This window comes from Pantoea alhagi, from assembly GCF_002101395.1.
GTDB classification, from domain to species: domain Bacteria; phylum Pseudomonadota; class Gammaproteobacteria; order Enterobacterales; family Enterobacteriaceae; genus Mixta; species Mixta alhagi.
The window spans coordinates 907,299-922,197 of sequence record NZ_CP019706.1; the positions used below are offsets into that span (position 1 = coordinate 907,299).

General features: G+C 58.1%; 12 protein-coding genes and 1 pseudogene. 10 read left to right on the plus strand and 3 right to left on the minus strand.

Annotation, left to right across the window (positions count from 1 at the left end):
- Nucleotides 1–42: 42 nt before the first annotated feature.
- Nucleotides 43–972 carry a LysR family transcriptional regulator gene (locus B1H58_RS04210; protein WP_085072224.1) on the minus strand — a complete coding sequence of 310 codons (930 nt, stop codon included), beginning with the start codon at nt 970–972 and terminating at the stop codon, nt 43–45.
- 103 nt (nt 973–1,075) lie between these two features.
- Between B1H58_RS04210 and B1H58_RS04215 the strand changes: the two genes are divergently transcribed.
- The 5 genes and pseudogenes from B1H58_RS04215 to opgB form a co-directional block, all read left to right on the plus strand.
- Nucleotides 1,076–1,465, plus strand: coding sequence for a tautomerase family protein (locus B1H58_RS04215; RefSeq protein ID WP_085068135.1), 390 nt, complete (start codon nt 1,076–1,078; stop codon nt 1,463–1,465).
- 156 nt (nt 1,466–1,621) lie between these two features.
- Nucleotides 1,622–3,388, plus strand: a complete 1,767-nt coding sequence (locus B1H58_RS04220; protein WP_085068136.1) for a glycerol-3-phosphate dehydrogenase/oxidase — start codon at nt 1,622–1,624, stop codon at nt 3,386–3,388.
- A complete protein-coding gene (locus B1H58_RS04225) occupies nt 3,378–4,217 on the plus strand; it encodes a class I fructose-bisphosphate aldolase (RefSeq protein ID WP_085068137.1) in 840 nt (279 codons plus the stop codon). Before B1H58_RS04220 ends, B1H58_RS04225 begins: the two co-directional genes overlap by 11 nt.
- A 90-nt stretch (nt 4,218–4,307) precedes the next feature.
- Nucleotides 4,308–5,807 carry an FGGY-family carbohydrate kinase gene (locus tag B1H58_RS04230; RefSeq protein ID WP_085068138.1) on the plus strand — a complete coding sequence of 500 codons (1,500 nt, stop codon included), beginning with the start codon at nt 4,308–4,310 and terminating at the stop codon, nt 5,805–5,807.
- Nucleotides 5,808–5,954: 147 nt separating this feature from the next.
- Nucleotides 5,955–8,234, plus strand: a pseudogene (opgB, locus tag B1H58_RS04235) (phosphatidylglycerol--membrane-oligosaccharide glycerophosphotransferase); the annotation flags it as partial.
- Here opgB and B1H58_RS04240 read toward each other — a convergent pair.
- Complete coding sequence (locus tag B1H58_RS04240; RefSeq protein WP_085068140.1) at nt 8,221–9,291, minus strand: LacI family DNA-binding transcriptional regulator; 1,071 nt, start codon at nt 9,289–9,291, stop codon at nt 8,221–8,223. The pseudogene opgB and the gene B1H58_RS04240 sit on opposite strands and share 14 nt — an antisense overlap.
- Before the next feature lie 201 nt (nt 9,292–9,492).
- Between B1H58_RS04240 and B1H58_RS04245 the strand changes: the two genes are divergently transcribed.
- The 5 genes from B1H58_RS04245 to B1H58_RS04265 all read left to right on the plus strand — a co-directional run bounded on the left by B1H58_RS04245 (nt 9,493) and on the right by B1H58_RS04265 (nt 14,224).
- On the plus strand, nt 9,493–10,311 hold the full coding sequence (locus B1H58_RS04245; protein ID WP_085068141.1) for an ABC transporter substrate-binding protein: 819 nt from the start codon (nt 9,493–9,495) through the stop codon (nt 10,309–10,311).
- An 80-nt stretch (nt 10,312–10,391) separates the two neighbouring features.
- The gene (locus B1H58_RS04250; protein ID WP_085068142.1) at nt 10,392–11,222 is read left to right on the plus strand and encodes an amino acid ABC transporter permease; all 831 of its coding nucleotides are present in this window, start codon (nt 10,392–10,394) and stop codon (nt 11,220–11,222) included.
- Nucleotides 11,212–11,985 carry an amino acid ABC transporter ATP-binding protein gene (locus B1H58_RS04255; protein ID WP_085068143.1) on the plus strand — a complete coding sequence of 258 codons (774 nt, stop codon included), beginning with the start codon at nt 11,212–11,214 and terminating at the stop codon, nt 11,983–11,985. The genes B1H58_RS04250 and B1H58_RS04255 overlap by 11 nt, the downstream gene beginning before the upstream one ends.
- A complete protein-coding gene (locus B1H58_RS04260) occupies nt 11,985–13,055 on the plus strand; it encodes a Gfo/Idh/MocA family protein (protein WP_085068144.1) in 1,071 nt (356 codons plus the stop codon). The genes B1H58_RS04255 and B1H58_RS04260 overlap by 1 nt, the downstream gene beginning before the upstream one ends.
- 41 nt (nt 13,056–13,096) lie before the next feature.
- On the plus strand, nt 13,097–14,224 hold the full coding sequence (locus tag B1H58_RS04265; protein WP_085068145.1) for an NAD(P)/FAD-dependent oxidoreductase: 1,128 nt from the start codon (nt 13,097–13,099) through the stop codon (nt 14,222–14,224).
- A gap of 95 nt (nt 14,225–14,319) precedes the next feature.
- On the opposite strand, the gene B1H58_RS21195 is transcribed toward B1H58_RS04265, so the two are convergent.
- Nucleotides 14,320–14,856 (minus strand): RcnB family protein, encoded by a 537-nt coding sequence (locus tag B1H58_RS21195; RefSeq protein ID WP_085068146.1) that lies wholly within the window; start codon nt 14,854–14,856, stop codon nt 14,320–14,322.
- Nucleotides 14,857–14,899 lie beyond the last annotated feature (43 nt).

Sequence of the window (14,899 nt, forward strand, 5' to 3'; positions counted from 1 at the left end):
ACTTTAGAAAAGATGCACATTCAGTGTCGGCAACTGTGAAGCTTATCCCACCATACCCGTTTGAAAACGCTGCCGTAGCCACTGGCTCAGTTCGGTCACCGCACGCGGCACCCGCGCTGCCCACGGACGTACGATCCAGACGTGGCGGGCAAACGCACCCTGGATATGCCACTGCGGCAATATCTGACGCAGACGGCCTTCCCCCAGCGCCTGTCGTGCGCTGAAATCGGGCAGCATGGCGATTCCCAGGCCATCCAGCGCCGCATCGCGGATCGATTCGCTGTTATTGGTAGCAAACGGGCCGCTGACATTTACCACCATTTCCTGCTGTGGCTGTGCCGGATCGCTAAAGCGCCAGCGCGGCAGTTCAGTGCCACGCGGGTAATAAAGGCAGTCATGCTGGCTCAGTTCCTGTGGATGCTGCGGCTCGCCGTGCGCCGCCAGCCAGGCGGGAGAGGCCACCAGCAAGGTCTCCGTTTCACATAAAAGCTGGGCAACATGGGTTTCCGGCAGCGCGTTGCTGTGGCGGATCGCCAGATCGAACCCTTCGCTGGCAAGCGATACCAGTCGATCGGTTACCTCAAGCTGAATGCGCAGCTGCGGATGCAGGCGCAAAAAGTCTCGAATATGCGGCTGAAGCTGCTGACGGGCGAAAGCTACCGGCGCGGTTATTCGTACCAGCCCGCGTAGCGGGCCGCTGCTGTCGCGCACCGCGTAAAAACTCTGTTCAATTTCAGCAAAGGGAGCGCGCAGTTCCTGCACCAGTTTCTCACCCGCCTCGGTCAGCCGCACGCTGCGCGTGGTGCGCTGTACCAGCGGGACGCCCGCCAGCGTCTCCAGCTGTTTAATTTTCTGGCTCATTGCCGCTTTGCTGACTTCAAGCCGCTCCGCCGCCCGGGTAAAGCTGCCCTGCTCCGCCAGCACCGTAAGCCAGTGCAAATGCAGCCAGAGTGCATCGGTTTTCGTAATCATCAGATTGTTCAAAATAGTAAACAATGCGTTCAACTATAGCGCTTTTTCTCCTTTAAAAGCGCGTGCAGGATAGCGATCCAACCACGCGATAACGGAGAAAAGCATGCCATTACTGCAATTTGATCTGATTGAAGGACGCTCTGAATCTGAACTGAAAAACTTGCTGGATGCAGCGCATCGGGCAGTGCTGACCGCGTTTGCCGTACCGCCGCGCGATCGCTATCAGATTGTTCATGAAAATAAAAGATTTCAAATGATCTTTGAAGATACCGGGCTTGGCCTGACGCGCAGCGACAACCTGGTGATGGTGCGGGTCTATACCAGCCCGCGCAGCAGCGAACAAAAGCAACATTTTATGGCCGAGCTGGCCCGCGAACTGGAAAGCAGCTGCGGCGTGCGCGGCAGCGATCTGATGATCAGCTTTATCACCAATGAAAAAGGCGACTGGAGCTTTGCCAACGGTGTAGCGCAATACCTGACCGGTGAGCTGTAACGGTCAGGCAGGTTTACAGCATATTATCGATCCGGCTCACAGTTACGTATTTTAAGCCGCTGTTTTTTTGCCCTCTTCTCTCGCGGCGAAAATAATTGCAGAAGCAAGCCGTTAACGCTGAGCCTGCACAAATCGTGGTGGGCAGAGGAGAGAAAAATGCGGAAACAGGAAGTGGTGGTGAAGCGCAGCCGACAGGAAAAACTTGCTGCGCTGCGCCAGCATAATCGCGTGCCAGTGCTGGTTGTCGGTGGCGGCATTAACGGTATCAGCACCTTTCGTGAGCTGGCGCTGCAGGGCATCCCGGTGGTGCTGATTGAAAAGGATGACTGGTGTCAGGCCGCCAGCGGCGCACTGTCGCGCATGATCCATGGCGGTCTGCGCTATCTGGAAACCGGCGAATTTGATCTGGTAAAAGAGTCGGTACAGGAGCGCGATCGGCTGCTGAAAAATGCGCCTCACTATGTTTCTCCACTGCGTACCACGGTGCCGATCGATAGCTGGGGCGGCGGGCTGATTAACGCCAGCAAACGCTTTCTGCGCCTCGGCGAAAAGCCGACCCGTCGTGGCGCGCTGCTGATAAAAACCGGCCTCGCACTGTACGATCTCTACACGCGGCAACAGGGCAGCATGCCGCGCCATCGCCTGAACAATACCGCCGAAACCCGCGCCCGCTGGCCCGGCTTTGCCGTCTGGGTGAAATACAGCGCCACCTGGTATGATGCGTGGATCAAAGCACCCGAGCGGCTTGGCGTCGAGCTGGTACTGGATACGGAACAGAGTCACGCCGGGGCGCTGGCGCTGAATTATGTCAGCCTGGTGGCAAGCGACGGCGAGCGGGTAACGCTGCGTGATAATCTGACCAATACGCTTTTTACCCTTGAACCGCATGTGGTGGTCAACGCCACCGGCGCCTGGATCGATCACCTCAACCAGCAACTGGCCCCGGCCGATCCGCGCCGCCTGATTGGCGGCACCAAAGGATCGCACCTGATTATCGACAGTCCGGCGCTGCTGGCAGAGCTGCGCGATGAAATGGTCTATTACGAAAATCAGGATGGGCGCGTCTGCATTATGTTTCCGTGGTACGGCAAAGTGCTGGTGGGATCCACCGATATTCGCGTTGACGATCCGGAAAATATCGCCTGCACGCCGGAAGAGCAGCGCTATATCCTGGAGTCGCTGCACTTCATTTTTCCGCATATCAACGTCAGCGCTGAAGATGTGGTGTACACCTTCTCCGGCATACGTCCGCTGCCCGCCAGCGATACGGAAATCAGCGGTCGCATTACCCGCAACCACTCGCTGGTTTATTTCCCGCCGGATGCCAGCCATGATTTTTCCATCCTGAATCTGGTCGGCGGCAAATGGACCACCTTTCGACGCTTCGGCGAACAGGCGGCAGATCGGGTATTAAAGCTGCTGGGCGAAAAGCGCCGACGCAGCACCGTCAATATGGCGATTGGCGGCGGTCGTAATTTTCCCTGCCATGAGCGTCTGCCGATTTGGATCCGCGAACTTAGCGATAAATATCAGCTGGCGGAACCGCGTGTGGCTCAGCTGGTGGATCGCTACGGCACCCGTGCCGAACTGCTGCTGCGCCTGATTGCCGCAGAGGAAGAGCAGCCGTTGCAGCATCATGCCGACTACAGCGATACCGAGCTGCGCTGGCTGATCCATGAAGAACAGGTGTTCATGCTGGAAGATTTACTGCTGCGCCGAACCGCGCTGGGGATCTCTGGTCAGTTAACACCGCCGCTAATGGCGGAGATCGCCCATCTGATGGCGCAGGAATTGGCGTGGAGCGAGGCCTGTCGCCAGCAACAGCTGGAGATGACGCTTTCCCGTCTGGCGCGCCTGCACGGCGTCTCCGGTCTACGTTTAGCTTGCCAGTCCCAACCCGCAGGAGTATTGCATGTCGGTTAGCGCTAAAGTGCGGCTGAATCGCCTGTTTAAACAGGGAAAATGCCTGGATGTGGCGATCGACCACGGCATCGCCAATGAACCCGATTTCCTTGTGGGTCTGGAGGATATATCCGGCGTAATGCGTAGCCTTATCGCCGCACAGCCGGACGCCATTCAGGTTAACTATGGCCAGGCCGATCTGCTCCAGCAGGCTGCTACGCCGAAACCGGCGCTGGTGCTGCGTACCGATGTCGGCAACGCCTATAATGCCACGCGTCATCGGGAAATGTGGGCGGTGTTGCACAATCCGGAAGAGCCGATTCTGGCGGCGTTGCAGTTGGATGCGGCGGCGGTAGTGGTGAATCTTTACCAAATCCCCGATGAACCCGGCATCTTTCGTCAGTGCGTGGAAAATATTGGTCGCCTGCGTCACGCCTGCGATAAATATGCCATGCCGCTGATGATTGAGCCGCTGGTGATGGCGGCGCAGGGCCAGGGGCCAGCCTACGGCTCGCTGGGCGACGTGACGCAGATAGTGCCGCTGGTGCGGCTGGCACGTGAGCTGGGGGCCGATATCATCAAAGCCGATCCCACAGAAAACGTGGAGGATTTCCACCGTGTGGTGGAGGCCGCACGCTGCCCAACGCTGGTACGCGGCGGCGGCAAAGGCGAGCTGGGCGCGGTGCTGGAAAAAAGCGCGGCGCTGATGGCCCAGGGCGCAGCGGGCATGGTTTATGGTCGCAATGTTTATCAGCATGATAATCCAACGCGTGTGGTTAAAGCGCTGATGGCGATTATCCATCAGGGCGTCAGCGGCGCGGAAGCACTGGAGATCTACCGCCAGGCCTGACGCCGCTCCGGCGCTTAAGCAGTGCGCCATCGCATCGCCAGAAGGAAAGCGAAACCGTTCGCTTGCCGCCTGTAAACGCGAGGTATTCAGATGAGCCATTGCTTACTCGGCATTGATGCCGGCAATACCATGATCAAAGCCGTGCTGTTTGACAGCAGCGGTCAGGTACTGTCGGTGGCGGGCTGCGCCGGAGAAACCCACCAGCCGCAGCCCGGCTACGCTGAGCGGCCAATAACCGATGTCTGGCACGGCGTGCAGCAGGCGGTACGCGACTGTCTGGCGCAGGCGGGCGATGCCGCCCGACGGGTGATCGCCGTCGGCGCGGCCGGACATGGCAACGGCCTTTACGCGCTGGATAAACAGCAGCAGCCACTGCTGGGCATCCAGTCGATCGATATGCGCGCCGCAGCCCTGGTTAGCGAGCTGGAGCAGCAGGGGAATGCAGCGCTTATCTGGCAACGCGCCCTGCAAAAGCCCTGGCCTGCCGCCACGCCGGTACTGCTGCGCTGGTTGAAGCAGTACGATCCGGCATGTTATGCCCGCATCGGCCACGTTCTGTGTGCTAAAGATGTTATCAATCACTTTCTCTGCGGTGCTGTCAGCGCCGACTATTCGGACGCTGCCGGTGCCGGTCTGATCGACTATGCGCAACGCGGCTATAGCGCATCGTTGATGGCGCTGTATGGCGTAGAGGAGGCGCTGGCGCTGTTGCCGCCGCTGAACGAATCCTGTGCGGTAACCGGCCGGGTGACGCCACAGGCGGCCAGTTTAACCGGGTTGCCGGTTGGCATTCCTGTGGTGGCGGGCATTTTCGACGTGGTGGCGAGCGCGGTGGGTTCAGGCGTAGTCAGCTGTGGCGAAGCCTCGATTGTCGCCGGAACCTGGAGCATCAATCAGGTGGTGGTCGAAAAGCCGGAATATCGGCGTCCGGTGTTTATGAATTCCATTATTGAACGCGATCGCTATATGGCGATCGAAGCCAGCGCCACCTCCGCCGCCAACCTCGACTGGTTCGTACGTGAGTTTGATGATGGCCGGGGCGGCCAGGGCGCGGTGCGCAGCAGCGATCTGGTGGCGCAGGTCAGGCCTGATATGCAGCTGCCGCTTTATCATCCTTACCTCTATTCCGGCCGTAAAGCAGGCCCGGCCAGAGCAGGTTTTTACGGGCTTGGCGGCTGGCATACCCGCGCCGATATGCTGTTTGCGCTGTTTGAAGGCGTAACCTTTGCCCATCGCGCGCATATCGATCGCCTGCATGCCGCTGGAATAGCGTTCAGCCAGGCTACCCTTTCCGGTGGCGCAGCGCGCAGCGCCGTCTGGCCCCAGATGTTTGCTGACGTGCTGGGCATTCCCATTCGCGTCGCAACCTGTATGGAGACCGGCGCGCTGGGTGCAGCCATTTGCGCTGGGGTCGGCGTCGGCTTATGGCCGAACCTGACCGCTGGCGTCACCCAGGCAGTGCAGCTTAATCCCGGCGTGCTGCTGCCGGATGAGAAGCGTCATACTTTTTACTCAAAGCGCTATCGGATGTTTAAAAAGCTGGAGTTAGCCATGGACGATCTCTGGCATGAGGTCACGCCCGATGTCTGAATTTGCGTGCTCCGCCCGACAGTTGTGACTTCGCGTATTGCAGGGATATGACAGTCAGGATAGATTGAAAAAATTCTGTCATATCCCTGATAAAGAAAGCGAGCCTGGCGCCACTCATGTCGCCCGTTTCCGCATGAGGAAATCCCGTTGTCTGAACTCTTTTCAGTCATTTTATTTGTGGCATCCATTGCCATTTATGCTTACAAAGCCGGGCGAAACACCTTTTGGTACCTTTCCCTGCTGCTGGTGCTGGGATTGTTTATCATCCTCAACGCCACGCTCTACGCCAGCAACTATTTTACCGGCGAAGGGATTAACGATGCGGTGCTCTATACCTTAACCAACAGCCTGACCGGCGCGGGGGTCAGTAAATATGTGCTGCCCGGCATCGGGCTGATACTGGCGCTGTTTCTGGTGTTCTGTCTGCTCTCCTGGCTGTTGCGGCGGCGCGGCGATCGCCCGCACCATTTCGGCTACAGCCTGCTGGCGTTGCTGCTGGCGCTTGCCTCGATTAAAACCACGCCCGCTTTTCAGCAGGTCGCCGATCTGTTCGTCTCGCAAACACGTAGCGGCGAATCTGACTTTGCGCAGTGGTATCACGAACCGCAGAAGCAGATCGCTAACCCCAGGTTCAACCTGGTTTATATCTATGGCGAAAGCCTGGAGCGCACTTATTTTAACGAGCAGGCCTTTCCTCAGCTGGCACCGGAGCTAAGCCGCCTCAGGCAGCAACAGGCGCTGGATTTCGCGCAAACCGAACAGCTACCGGGCACCGAATATACCATTGCCGGCATGGTGGCTTCGCAGTGCGGCATTCCACTGTTCGCGCCCTTTGAAGGCAACGCCTCCGCCTCGCTTTCCAGCTTTTTCCCGCAGAATATCTGCCTTGGCGATATTTTGAAAAATTCCGGCTATCAAACCTGGTTTATCCAGGGTGCGGATCTGCGCTTTGCCGGAAAAGATACTTTCCTGAAATCGCACGGCATCGATCATCTCTATGGCTTACAGGAGCTAAAAGATCAGGTTGCGGACCCCGCCTATCGCAACAACTGGGGCTTTTATGACGATACGGTGATGGATGAGGTGTGGCAAAAGTTCGAACATCTGTCGCAGCAGAAACAGCGGTTTGCACTCTTTACCCTGACGGTAGATACCCATCATCCTGACGGCTTTATTTCACGTAGCTGCCAGCATAAAAGCTACAGCTATGAAGGTAAGCCCAACCAGTCTTTTAGCGCCGTGGCCTGTAGCCAGGAGCATATTGCCCGGCTAATTGAGCGCATTCTGGCATCGCCATGGGGCAAAAATACCCTGATTGTGGTCTCCTCCGATCATCTGGCGATGAACAACACCGCGTGGAAATACCTTAACGCCCATCAGCGCGATAACCTGTTTATGGTTATTCGCGGCGATCGCGCACAGCCGCAGCTGTTGAGCATGAAACGCAGTTCGCTGGATAACGGCGCAACGGTGCTGGATCTGCTGGGCGGCGATAAGGCCATTGGTCTGGGACGCAGTTCGCTGTCGGATCGCTCGCTGTCGGAGCAGTTTGAAATGAAGAAAAAAGTGCTGGAATGGAAGCCGGATGTGATCCAGCTATGGGGCTTTCCAAAGCATATCGAGCGCTTTAGCGTGGACCAGCAGAAAAACAGCATCAGCTTTTCTGGCGCGCACTTTAGCCTGCCGCTGCTGCTGAAAATCGGTAAAGACAAAGTTGAACCGCTGCCGGAAGGCGAATATGCCGCGCCGCTGCGCTACCAGCTGGCTGACTTCGCCGCCGAAGATAAATTTGTCTGGGTGGATCGCTGCTTTAAGATGGCGCGCCTGTGGCAGCCTGCGCTGGCCATATCAACGGACCTTTGCGTGGCGCAGGGGCAACTTGGCGCGCAGCCGCAGGTTCAGCATATTGATAAGGCAAACTATGAAAGCACGGTCAATATTCCTCAACGGCCGCTGGATCAGCAGCGCTGGCAGCAGAACGCCGCCGCGCTAAAAGTCGCCGACAACGATATTCGCTATCAGGCCGACAGCTTTAAATTCGACGTGCCGGGCGCGCCGCTGGCGGTGAAAGCGTTTAGCGGCATCTCCCGTCCTGAAAGCTGGGGGCGCTGGTCCAACGCCAACCTCGCACCGGAAGTGACAATTGAGTATGCCCGGCCGCTGCCGCCGGGTTTTGATCTGGTGATCCGGGCAAAAGCGTTTGGCCCCAATGCCCGGCATCCGATCGCTGTTCGTGTAGGCAATCAGCAGCAGATGCTAACGCTGGGCCATGAAGTCAGCACGGTAACGCTGCGCTTCAATAATCCTGAAGGCAGCCGCCAGCTGGTGATCGTCCCGCCGGAGCCGGAGCTTTCTAATGAAGGCAACATTATCGGGCAGGACCCACGCAAGCTGGGGATCGGTTTGGTCGACATCAAAGTGGTGCCGGTCCGGTCGATCCCCGACGCAGATAGCGCGTCTCAAACTGCGGCATCGGACCCGGCTCTTCGCCACGGATCTGCGCAATAATCCGTCGTGCCGCCTCGCAGCCCATCTCATAGACGGGCTGCGCGATCACCGATAGCGGCGGCGAAACGATCTCCGTCCAGGGGAAATTATCGTACATCACAAACGACAGATCCTGTGGAATGCGCAGACCGCGCAGATGAAACTCACGCAGCAGCGCCTGAGCAATCAGGCTGTCGGAAGCGATCACCGCCGTGGGCGGCGCGGCGTCATCAAACAGCTCGCCGACGATACGCGCAACAGCCGCATCATCCAGCGCATTGGGCTTGATCAGCGCCGGGATAAAAGGCACCGCCGCCACGCTGAAGGCGCGCTCCATCCCGGCGATACGCTGGGCAACCGGCGTCAGCCCCATATCTTCTGGACGGCGATAAGGTTCGCTGGAATTCATACTGGTGACGTAGGCGATGCGTCGATGCCCGGCCTCCAGCAGCTCCTGCGTTGCCTGCTGCGCTGAGCGGGTAAAATCAACGCCGATCACCTCAACATTCAGATCGTAAACCGCCCGATCAAACAGCGTGAGCGCCCGCCCTTCCGTCAGCACCTGAGTTAAATGCGCATTATCGCTGGCGGCTGAGCTGCTGGGGGCGACGATAATCCCATCTACCCGCTTTTCCAGCATGACGCGGACCGCCTCCTGCTCAATGCTCACCTGCTCATCGCTGTTGCTGAGGATAACGTGGTAGCCCGCCTGGCGCGCTACGTCCGAGATGCCGCGTAACGCCAGACCGAAATGCGGGTTTTCAATATCACCCACGATCACGCCCAGCGTATTAGAGCGCCCGGTATTCATGCTACGCGCCAGTTCATTGGGGCGATACCCCAGCCGCTCAGCCGCTGCCAGGACCCGCGTCATCACCTCGTCGCTGACAGCGCCGTAACCGCCCAGCGCTCTTGCCGCCTGCGCTTTTGATACCTTCGCTTCACGCGCTACATCGGCAGCGGTAGGCGCTTTCATTCGCATAATTTTACTTGTCATAATTAATTCGAATCACAGGTTGAAGGATCGATCGTTGACGGCTCTGAAAGGCTGTGCTTAATATCACTGTAACTGATTTGAGACCGGTCTCACAAGCGGACTTCTCATTAATCAGCACCTGCATTGAGACCGGACTCATACTAATTAAACGTCCCCGGTTTCAATAGTCGTTGATGTTTAGACAACAAAAACGGACTACTTATGAAATCGCACAACATCCTGTTCAGAATGGCCGTTGCGCTCATCGCCTCGGCTTCAATCGTCACTCTCTCCATCCCGGCCAGCGCGGCGGATAATAACCCTTATGGCCTGATTGAACCGGGTCATATGCGCGTTGCCAGCCTGGGCGATGCGAAACCCTACACCTTTACCGACGCCGCAGGCAATTTTACCGGCTTTGATATTGAGTTTTTTACCAACGTCGCTCACAGGCTGGGCATAAAACAGGTCGATTTTATCGGTCAGGATTTCTCCGGTATTCTGCCTGCGGTGGCTAACGGTCAGTATGATGCGGGCGTGGCGGCGATCGGTATTACGCCGGAACGCGCCAAAACCGTGGACTTCACGACCGGCTATCTTGCCGGCTATCTGTCGGTGCTGACGCGCAGCGACACCGGTATAAAGAGTGTCGATGCGCTGGCCAAACGGCGGCTGGGCGTGGTGCAGGGCACGCTGCAGGAGAGCTATGCGGTAAAACATTTCCCGCAAACCGACCTGGTGCGTTTTCCTGATAACAATGCCGCCATCTCCTCGCTTAATAACGGCACGCTGGATGCGGTTTTCCTCGATTACGAGGCAGCCAAAAGCTACGCCGATCGCTTCAAACTGGTTCATGCGGCAGATATTCCCTCTTTTGATGCGCCTGCCGGCATCGCGATTGCTAAACAGAAACCGCAGCTAAAAGCCGCGCTGGATAAAGCGATCAAAGAGGCGATGCAGGATGGCACCTGGAAACGTCTCTATGAGAAGTGGTTCCCGGGCTCACCGATGCCGAAACAGTACCTGCCCGACGCACAATAATACCGCCTGTTTAGCGAATAGCCCGATCCACCGGGCAGGGATGTTTACATTCCGGCCCCTGAAAAAAGCGAGTGCTTACTATGGACCTGTTCGAGATTCTGTCGCGTACCTTCTTCGATTTCCCGTCGATGCTGGCTGTTTTCCCCCAGCTGCTGGGTACGGGGTTGATCAATACCTTGATCATCTCTCTTGCCGCCACGGTGCTGGGCACCACTTTTGGCCTGGTTCTGGCATTAATGGCAATTTCCCCCTCGCGCTGGCTGCGTTTGCCGTCGCGCATCTATACCGATCTGTTTCGCGGCCTGCCGTCGATTCTAACCATCCTGTTGATTGGGCAGGGGCTGGCGCGTTTTAGCTATCAGCTATTTGGCCCTACGCCCTATCCGCTCGGTATTTTCGCCCTCAGTCTGATCGCCAGCGCCTATATGGGCGAGATTTTCCGCTCCGGTATTCAGAGCGTGGAAAAAGGTCAGCTGGAAGCGTGCCGCGCGCTGGGCATGAGCTATGCGCGAGCGATGGCGCTGATCATTATTCCACAGGGCATTCGCCGCGTGCTGCCTGCGGTGGTAAACCAGTTTATCTCCATCATCAAAGATTCTTCGCTGGTTTATCTGCTTGGGCTGATGGTGGGTCAGCGCGAACTGTTTCGCGTGGGGCAGGATGCCGCCGTGCTCACCGGCAACCTGTCGCCGCTGATGCTGGCGGGCCTGTTCTATCTGGCGATCACCGTGCCGATGACGCATCTGGTCAATGTGATCGATGAGCGCTATCGCAACGGGCGCCGCCGCGCCAGCGCCCCGCAAAGCGGGCTGAAAGAAGTTGATGAAGTGCAACAGCACAGCGGACAAGCGCTGGAGACTGGACGACCCGCCCCCCTCACCCGCCATAGGGAGCAACAGTATGCTGAATAATGCCTTAGCCGCAGATCTCCAGCAGGAAGCGGCATTTCACGGCGCCAGTCTTGAGCTGCGCAACCTGACGCTGGCCTATGGTGATATCGAGGTGCTGCGCAACGTCTCGCTACATATCCCGGCGGGCACCACCACCTGCATTATCGGTCCCTCTGGCTCAGGGAAATCCACGTTGCTGCGCGGTATCAACCGGCTGCACGAACCAAAAGCGGGCGATGTGCTGCTTGCTGGCCGCTCGGTGCTGAAAGATAAACCGGACGCGCTGCGTCTGCGTATCGGCATGGTGTTCCAGCATTTCAATCTGTTTCCCGACCATACCGCGCTGCAAAACGTGGCGCTGGCACCCTGGAAGATCAAAAAGCTGCCGAAGCAGCAGGCGATGGCGATTGCCCGTCTGCGGCTGGATGAAGTGGGGTTAACGCAGCGCGCCGATCATCGACCACGCGATCTTTCCGGTGGCCAGCAGCAGCGTGTCGCCATTGCCCGCGCACTGGCGATGGACCCGGAGGTGATGCTGTTCGACGAGGCGACGTCGGCGCTCGATCCTGAACTGGTGAAAGGCGTCCTCAACCTGATGGCAGACCTTTGCCAGCGCGGCATGACCATGGTGGTGGTTACCCATGAAATGGGCTTTGCCCGCAAAGTTGCCGATCAGGTGGTATTTATGGATGAAGGTGAAATCGTGGAGACCGGCATGCCGGAAGCGATCTTTGAATGTCCGCAGTCGGCGCGCCTGCGCCGCTTTTTATCAGAGGTACTGTAATGGCGTTAATACAGGGAAAAATTCGTACTGCGGTGGTGGGATTCGGCATTTCCGGTCAGGTGTTTCACGCGCCACTGCTCGCTGCCGATGCGCATTTTGCGCTGGACGTTATCGTTACCGGCGATGCTGAACGCCGGGCGCAGGCCCGACAGCGCTATCCGCAGGCGCGGCTGGCAGCAAGCTGGGAAGAGTTGTTACAGCTAATTGATGCGGGCGACGTTGAACTGGATCTGCTGGTGCTGGGCACGCCGCCGCAGGGTCATCGCACACAGGCGGAAGCTGCCATTGCGCGCGGATTGCATCTGGTGATTGATAAACCTTTTGTTCCGCACAGTCGTGACGGCGAAGCGCTGCTCGCCGCCGCCCGGGCTGCCGGGACGCTGCTGACGGTGTTTCAAAACCGCCGCTGGGACGGTGATTTTCTGACGGTGAAAAAGCTGCTGAGTCAGGATGCGCTGGGCGAAATCCGCACTTTTGAATCACGTTTTGAATGGTGGCGACCGCAGGGATTCGGCAACTGGCGCGACCACGCAACTATCGCGCAAGGCGGCGGCCTGCTGCTCGATCTTGGCAGCCATCTGATCGATCAGGCGTTACAGCTCTTTGGTCCGGTGGCCGACAGCTACGCCGAGCTGGCACGCCATACGCAGCCCGCGCTTTCCGATGCCGACGAAGAGAGCTTTGTGTCGCTGCTGCACGTTAACGGCGTGCGTACCCGTCTGTGGATGAACGGGCTCGCCGCGCGCCAGGGACCGCGTTTTCATCTGCTGGGCAGCCAGGCAGGCTTTAGCAAATGGGGACTGGATAATCAGGAACCTGCGCTGGCGGCCGGCATGACGCCGCTGGATGCCGCCTGGGGCCTGGAAGAGCCCAGCCGCTGGGGCACGCTGACCCACAATAACCAGGATCGCATTATCGAGACCGAGCGCGGCGACTATCCCGCTTTCTATCGCCAACTGGCGAATGCGTTACTGGAAGGTGCTCCGCTGCCGGTAGATGCCGTAGAGTCGCTGGCGGCGCTGCGTCTGATTGAAGATTTACATACCCGTTACGCCGTCCGCACTGCCTGAAACGGACAGCCTGTTTTCTTACCTGAACAAGGAACATCGTGATGTCACTGAAAAATAATCAGAAACCTGTGGTGGTGATTGGCGGCGGCGCTATCGGCGTGTCCAGCGCGGTACATCTGCTGCGTCAGGGTGCGCAGGTAACGCTGGTTACCGAAGCGGCGCTGGGATCCGGCGCATCGGGACGCTCCCTTTCCTGGCTCAATTCCGCTGGAGAACGTGCGCGTGAATATCATGCGCTGCGTATGGCGGGCATCGATCGCTATCGCACACTGTTTGCCCACCATCCCGATCTCCCCTGGCTGCGCTTTGACGGCGGCCTTTACTGGGCTGCAGATGACGATCGCGGCACCCAGGCGCGCCACGCATATGAAAAAGCGCATGGCTACGACTCTGCGCTGGTCAGCCCGGAAAATATCGACGCTTTTACGCAGAATATTGCGCCGCAGGCGATGGCTAACAGCGCCATTTATAACGCTGGTGAGGGCTGGGTAAGCCTGCCGCATCTGATCGGCTGGCTGATGGAAGAATTTCATCAGCGAGGCGGCCAACTGATTGAGCATGCCGGGAAGGCCACGGTGAAAACCGATGCCAGCGGACGCGTCTGCGGTATCAGCACCACGCGTGCCGGTGAGCTGTCGGCAGATAAAGTGCTGGTAGCCTGCGGGCCGCAAACGCCGGAGGTAGTTGCGCCGCTTGGCGTCACTATCCCGAATGGCTCGCCGGTCTCAATGCTGGTTACCACCGAGCCCGTAGTTAAGCCGATTAATGTGGTGATGAATACGCCGCGCGCCGCTGTGCGACCCAACCCAGGCAATACGCTGGCGGTGGATCATGACTGGTATGAAGAGCATATTTCTGCTGTTGGCGATGGCGAATACCGTATCCCGGAGCCGGTGGTGCAGGAGTTGCTGGATGAAGCCAGCAAACTGATCGCTGGCAAGCCTGCACTGCGCGCCAGCGGCTGGAAGATAGGCCTGAAGCCGATTCCAGGCGATGGCAATCCGATTTTTGGCGAGCTGCAAAAGGTGCCGGGCTGCTTTGTCGCCTTTACTCACTCCGGTGCCACGCTGGCGCTGATTGCCGGTGAGTTGCTGGCGGAAGAGATGCTCAGCGGTGAGCCACATCCAATGTTTGCGACCTTCCGTGCCGAACGCTTTAGCCAGGCTTAAATCACTGGTTAAAGCTGACCCGACACAAGATGCTCTCTGTTAAAGGTTAAAACAGGAGAGATTACTGGCCAGCATCGCTGCTGGCCGGTAATTGATTAATGGAAGAAAATATCGCCCGATCTGGCTTTAATAATTTTGCCGTCCGCTTTGGAAATCAGCACATAGTTACCGCCCATATAGGTCCAGTGGCTGTCAGCATCCGGCGCAGGCAGGTGGCGTTTTTGCCATTCAGTAATCTCGTAGGTCTTCGTCCGATACTTTTCCGGTACCACCGAACCAATCGTGTAGCGCTGCGCATCGCTAAAGAATTCGGTTACTTCGTAAGGCTCTTTCGGCTGCTGCTGAGCCGTATCCGGCGTTGCGGCATCAGGCGTTGCCGGCTCAACCTGTGGTTGGGTCTGGGCAGGATACTGCGGCACGGCGGATGCTGGCGCATCCTGAGTTTGTCCCTGAGTCGGATCCTGTTGAGCTGGCGTTTGCGGCACGCCCTGATTCGGATCCTGCTGGGCTGGCGTTTGCGGCACGGCTTCCGCCGGAGCGGCCTGCGGCTCTCCTTCCGCATGGGTAACAGAAGTAAATGCCAGCGCGCCGATCAATGCGCCCGAAAATAAAATCTTAGTGGTGTTACGCATAGTTTCTCCTGATTTCCCTGCCCTGTTGTCGCGGGCGCTTATT

Bases quoted from the DNA above. Each gene is read 5' to 3' on its own strand.
- B1H58_RS04210 (WP_085072224.1), bottom strand. From the start codon at position 972: ATGATTACGAAAACCGATGCACTCTGGCTGCATTTGCACTGGCTTACG.
- B1H58_RS04215 (WP_085068135.1), top strand. From the start codon at position 1,076: ATGCCATTACTGCAATTTGATCTGATTGAAGGACGCTCTGAATCTGAA.
- B1H58_RS04220 (WP_085068136.1), top strand. From the start codon at position 1,622: ATGCGGAAACAGGAAGTGGTGGTGAAGCGCAGCCGACAGGAAAAACTT.
- B1H58_RS04225 (WP_085068137.1), top strand. From the start codon at position 3,378: ATGTCGGTTAGCGCTAAAGTGCGGCTGAATCGCCTGTTTAAACAGGGA.
- B1H58_RS04230 (WP_085068138.1), top strand. From the start codon at position 4,308: ATGAGCCATTGCTTACTCGGCATTGATGCCGGCAATACCATGATCAAA.
- B1H58_RS04240 (WP_085068140.1), bottom strand. From the start codon at position 9,291: ATGACAAGTAAAATTATGCGAATGAAAGCGCCTACCGCTGCCGATGTA.
- B1H58_RS04245 (WP_085068141.1), top strand. From the start codon at position 9,493: ATGAAATCGCACAACATCCTGTTCAGAATGGCCGTTGCGCTCATCGCC.
- B1H58_RS04250 (WP_085068142.1), top strand. From the start codon at position 10,392: ATGGACCTGTTCGAGATTCTGTCGCGTACCTTCTTCGATTTCCCGTCG.
- B1H58_RS04255 (WP_085068143.1), top strand. From the start codon at position 11,212: ATGCTGAATAATGCCTTAGCCGCAGATCTCCAGCAGGAAGCGGCATTT.
- B1H58_RS04260 (WP_085068144.1), top strand. From the start codon at position 11,985: ATGGCGTTAATACAGGGAAAAATTCGTACTGCGGTGGTGGGATTCGGC.
- B1H58_RS04265 (WP_085068145.1), top strand. From the start codon at position 13,097: ATGTCACTGAAAAATAATCAGAAACCTGTGGTGGTGATTGGCGGCGGC.
- B1H58_RS21195 (WP_085068146.1), bottom strand. From the start codon at position 14,856: ATGCGTAACACCACTAAGATTTTATTTTCGGGCGCATTGATCGGCGCG.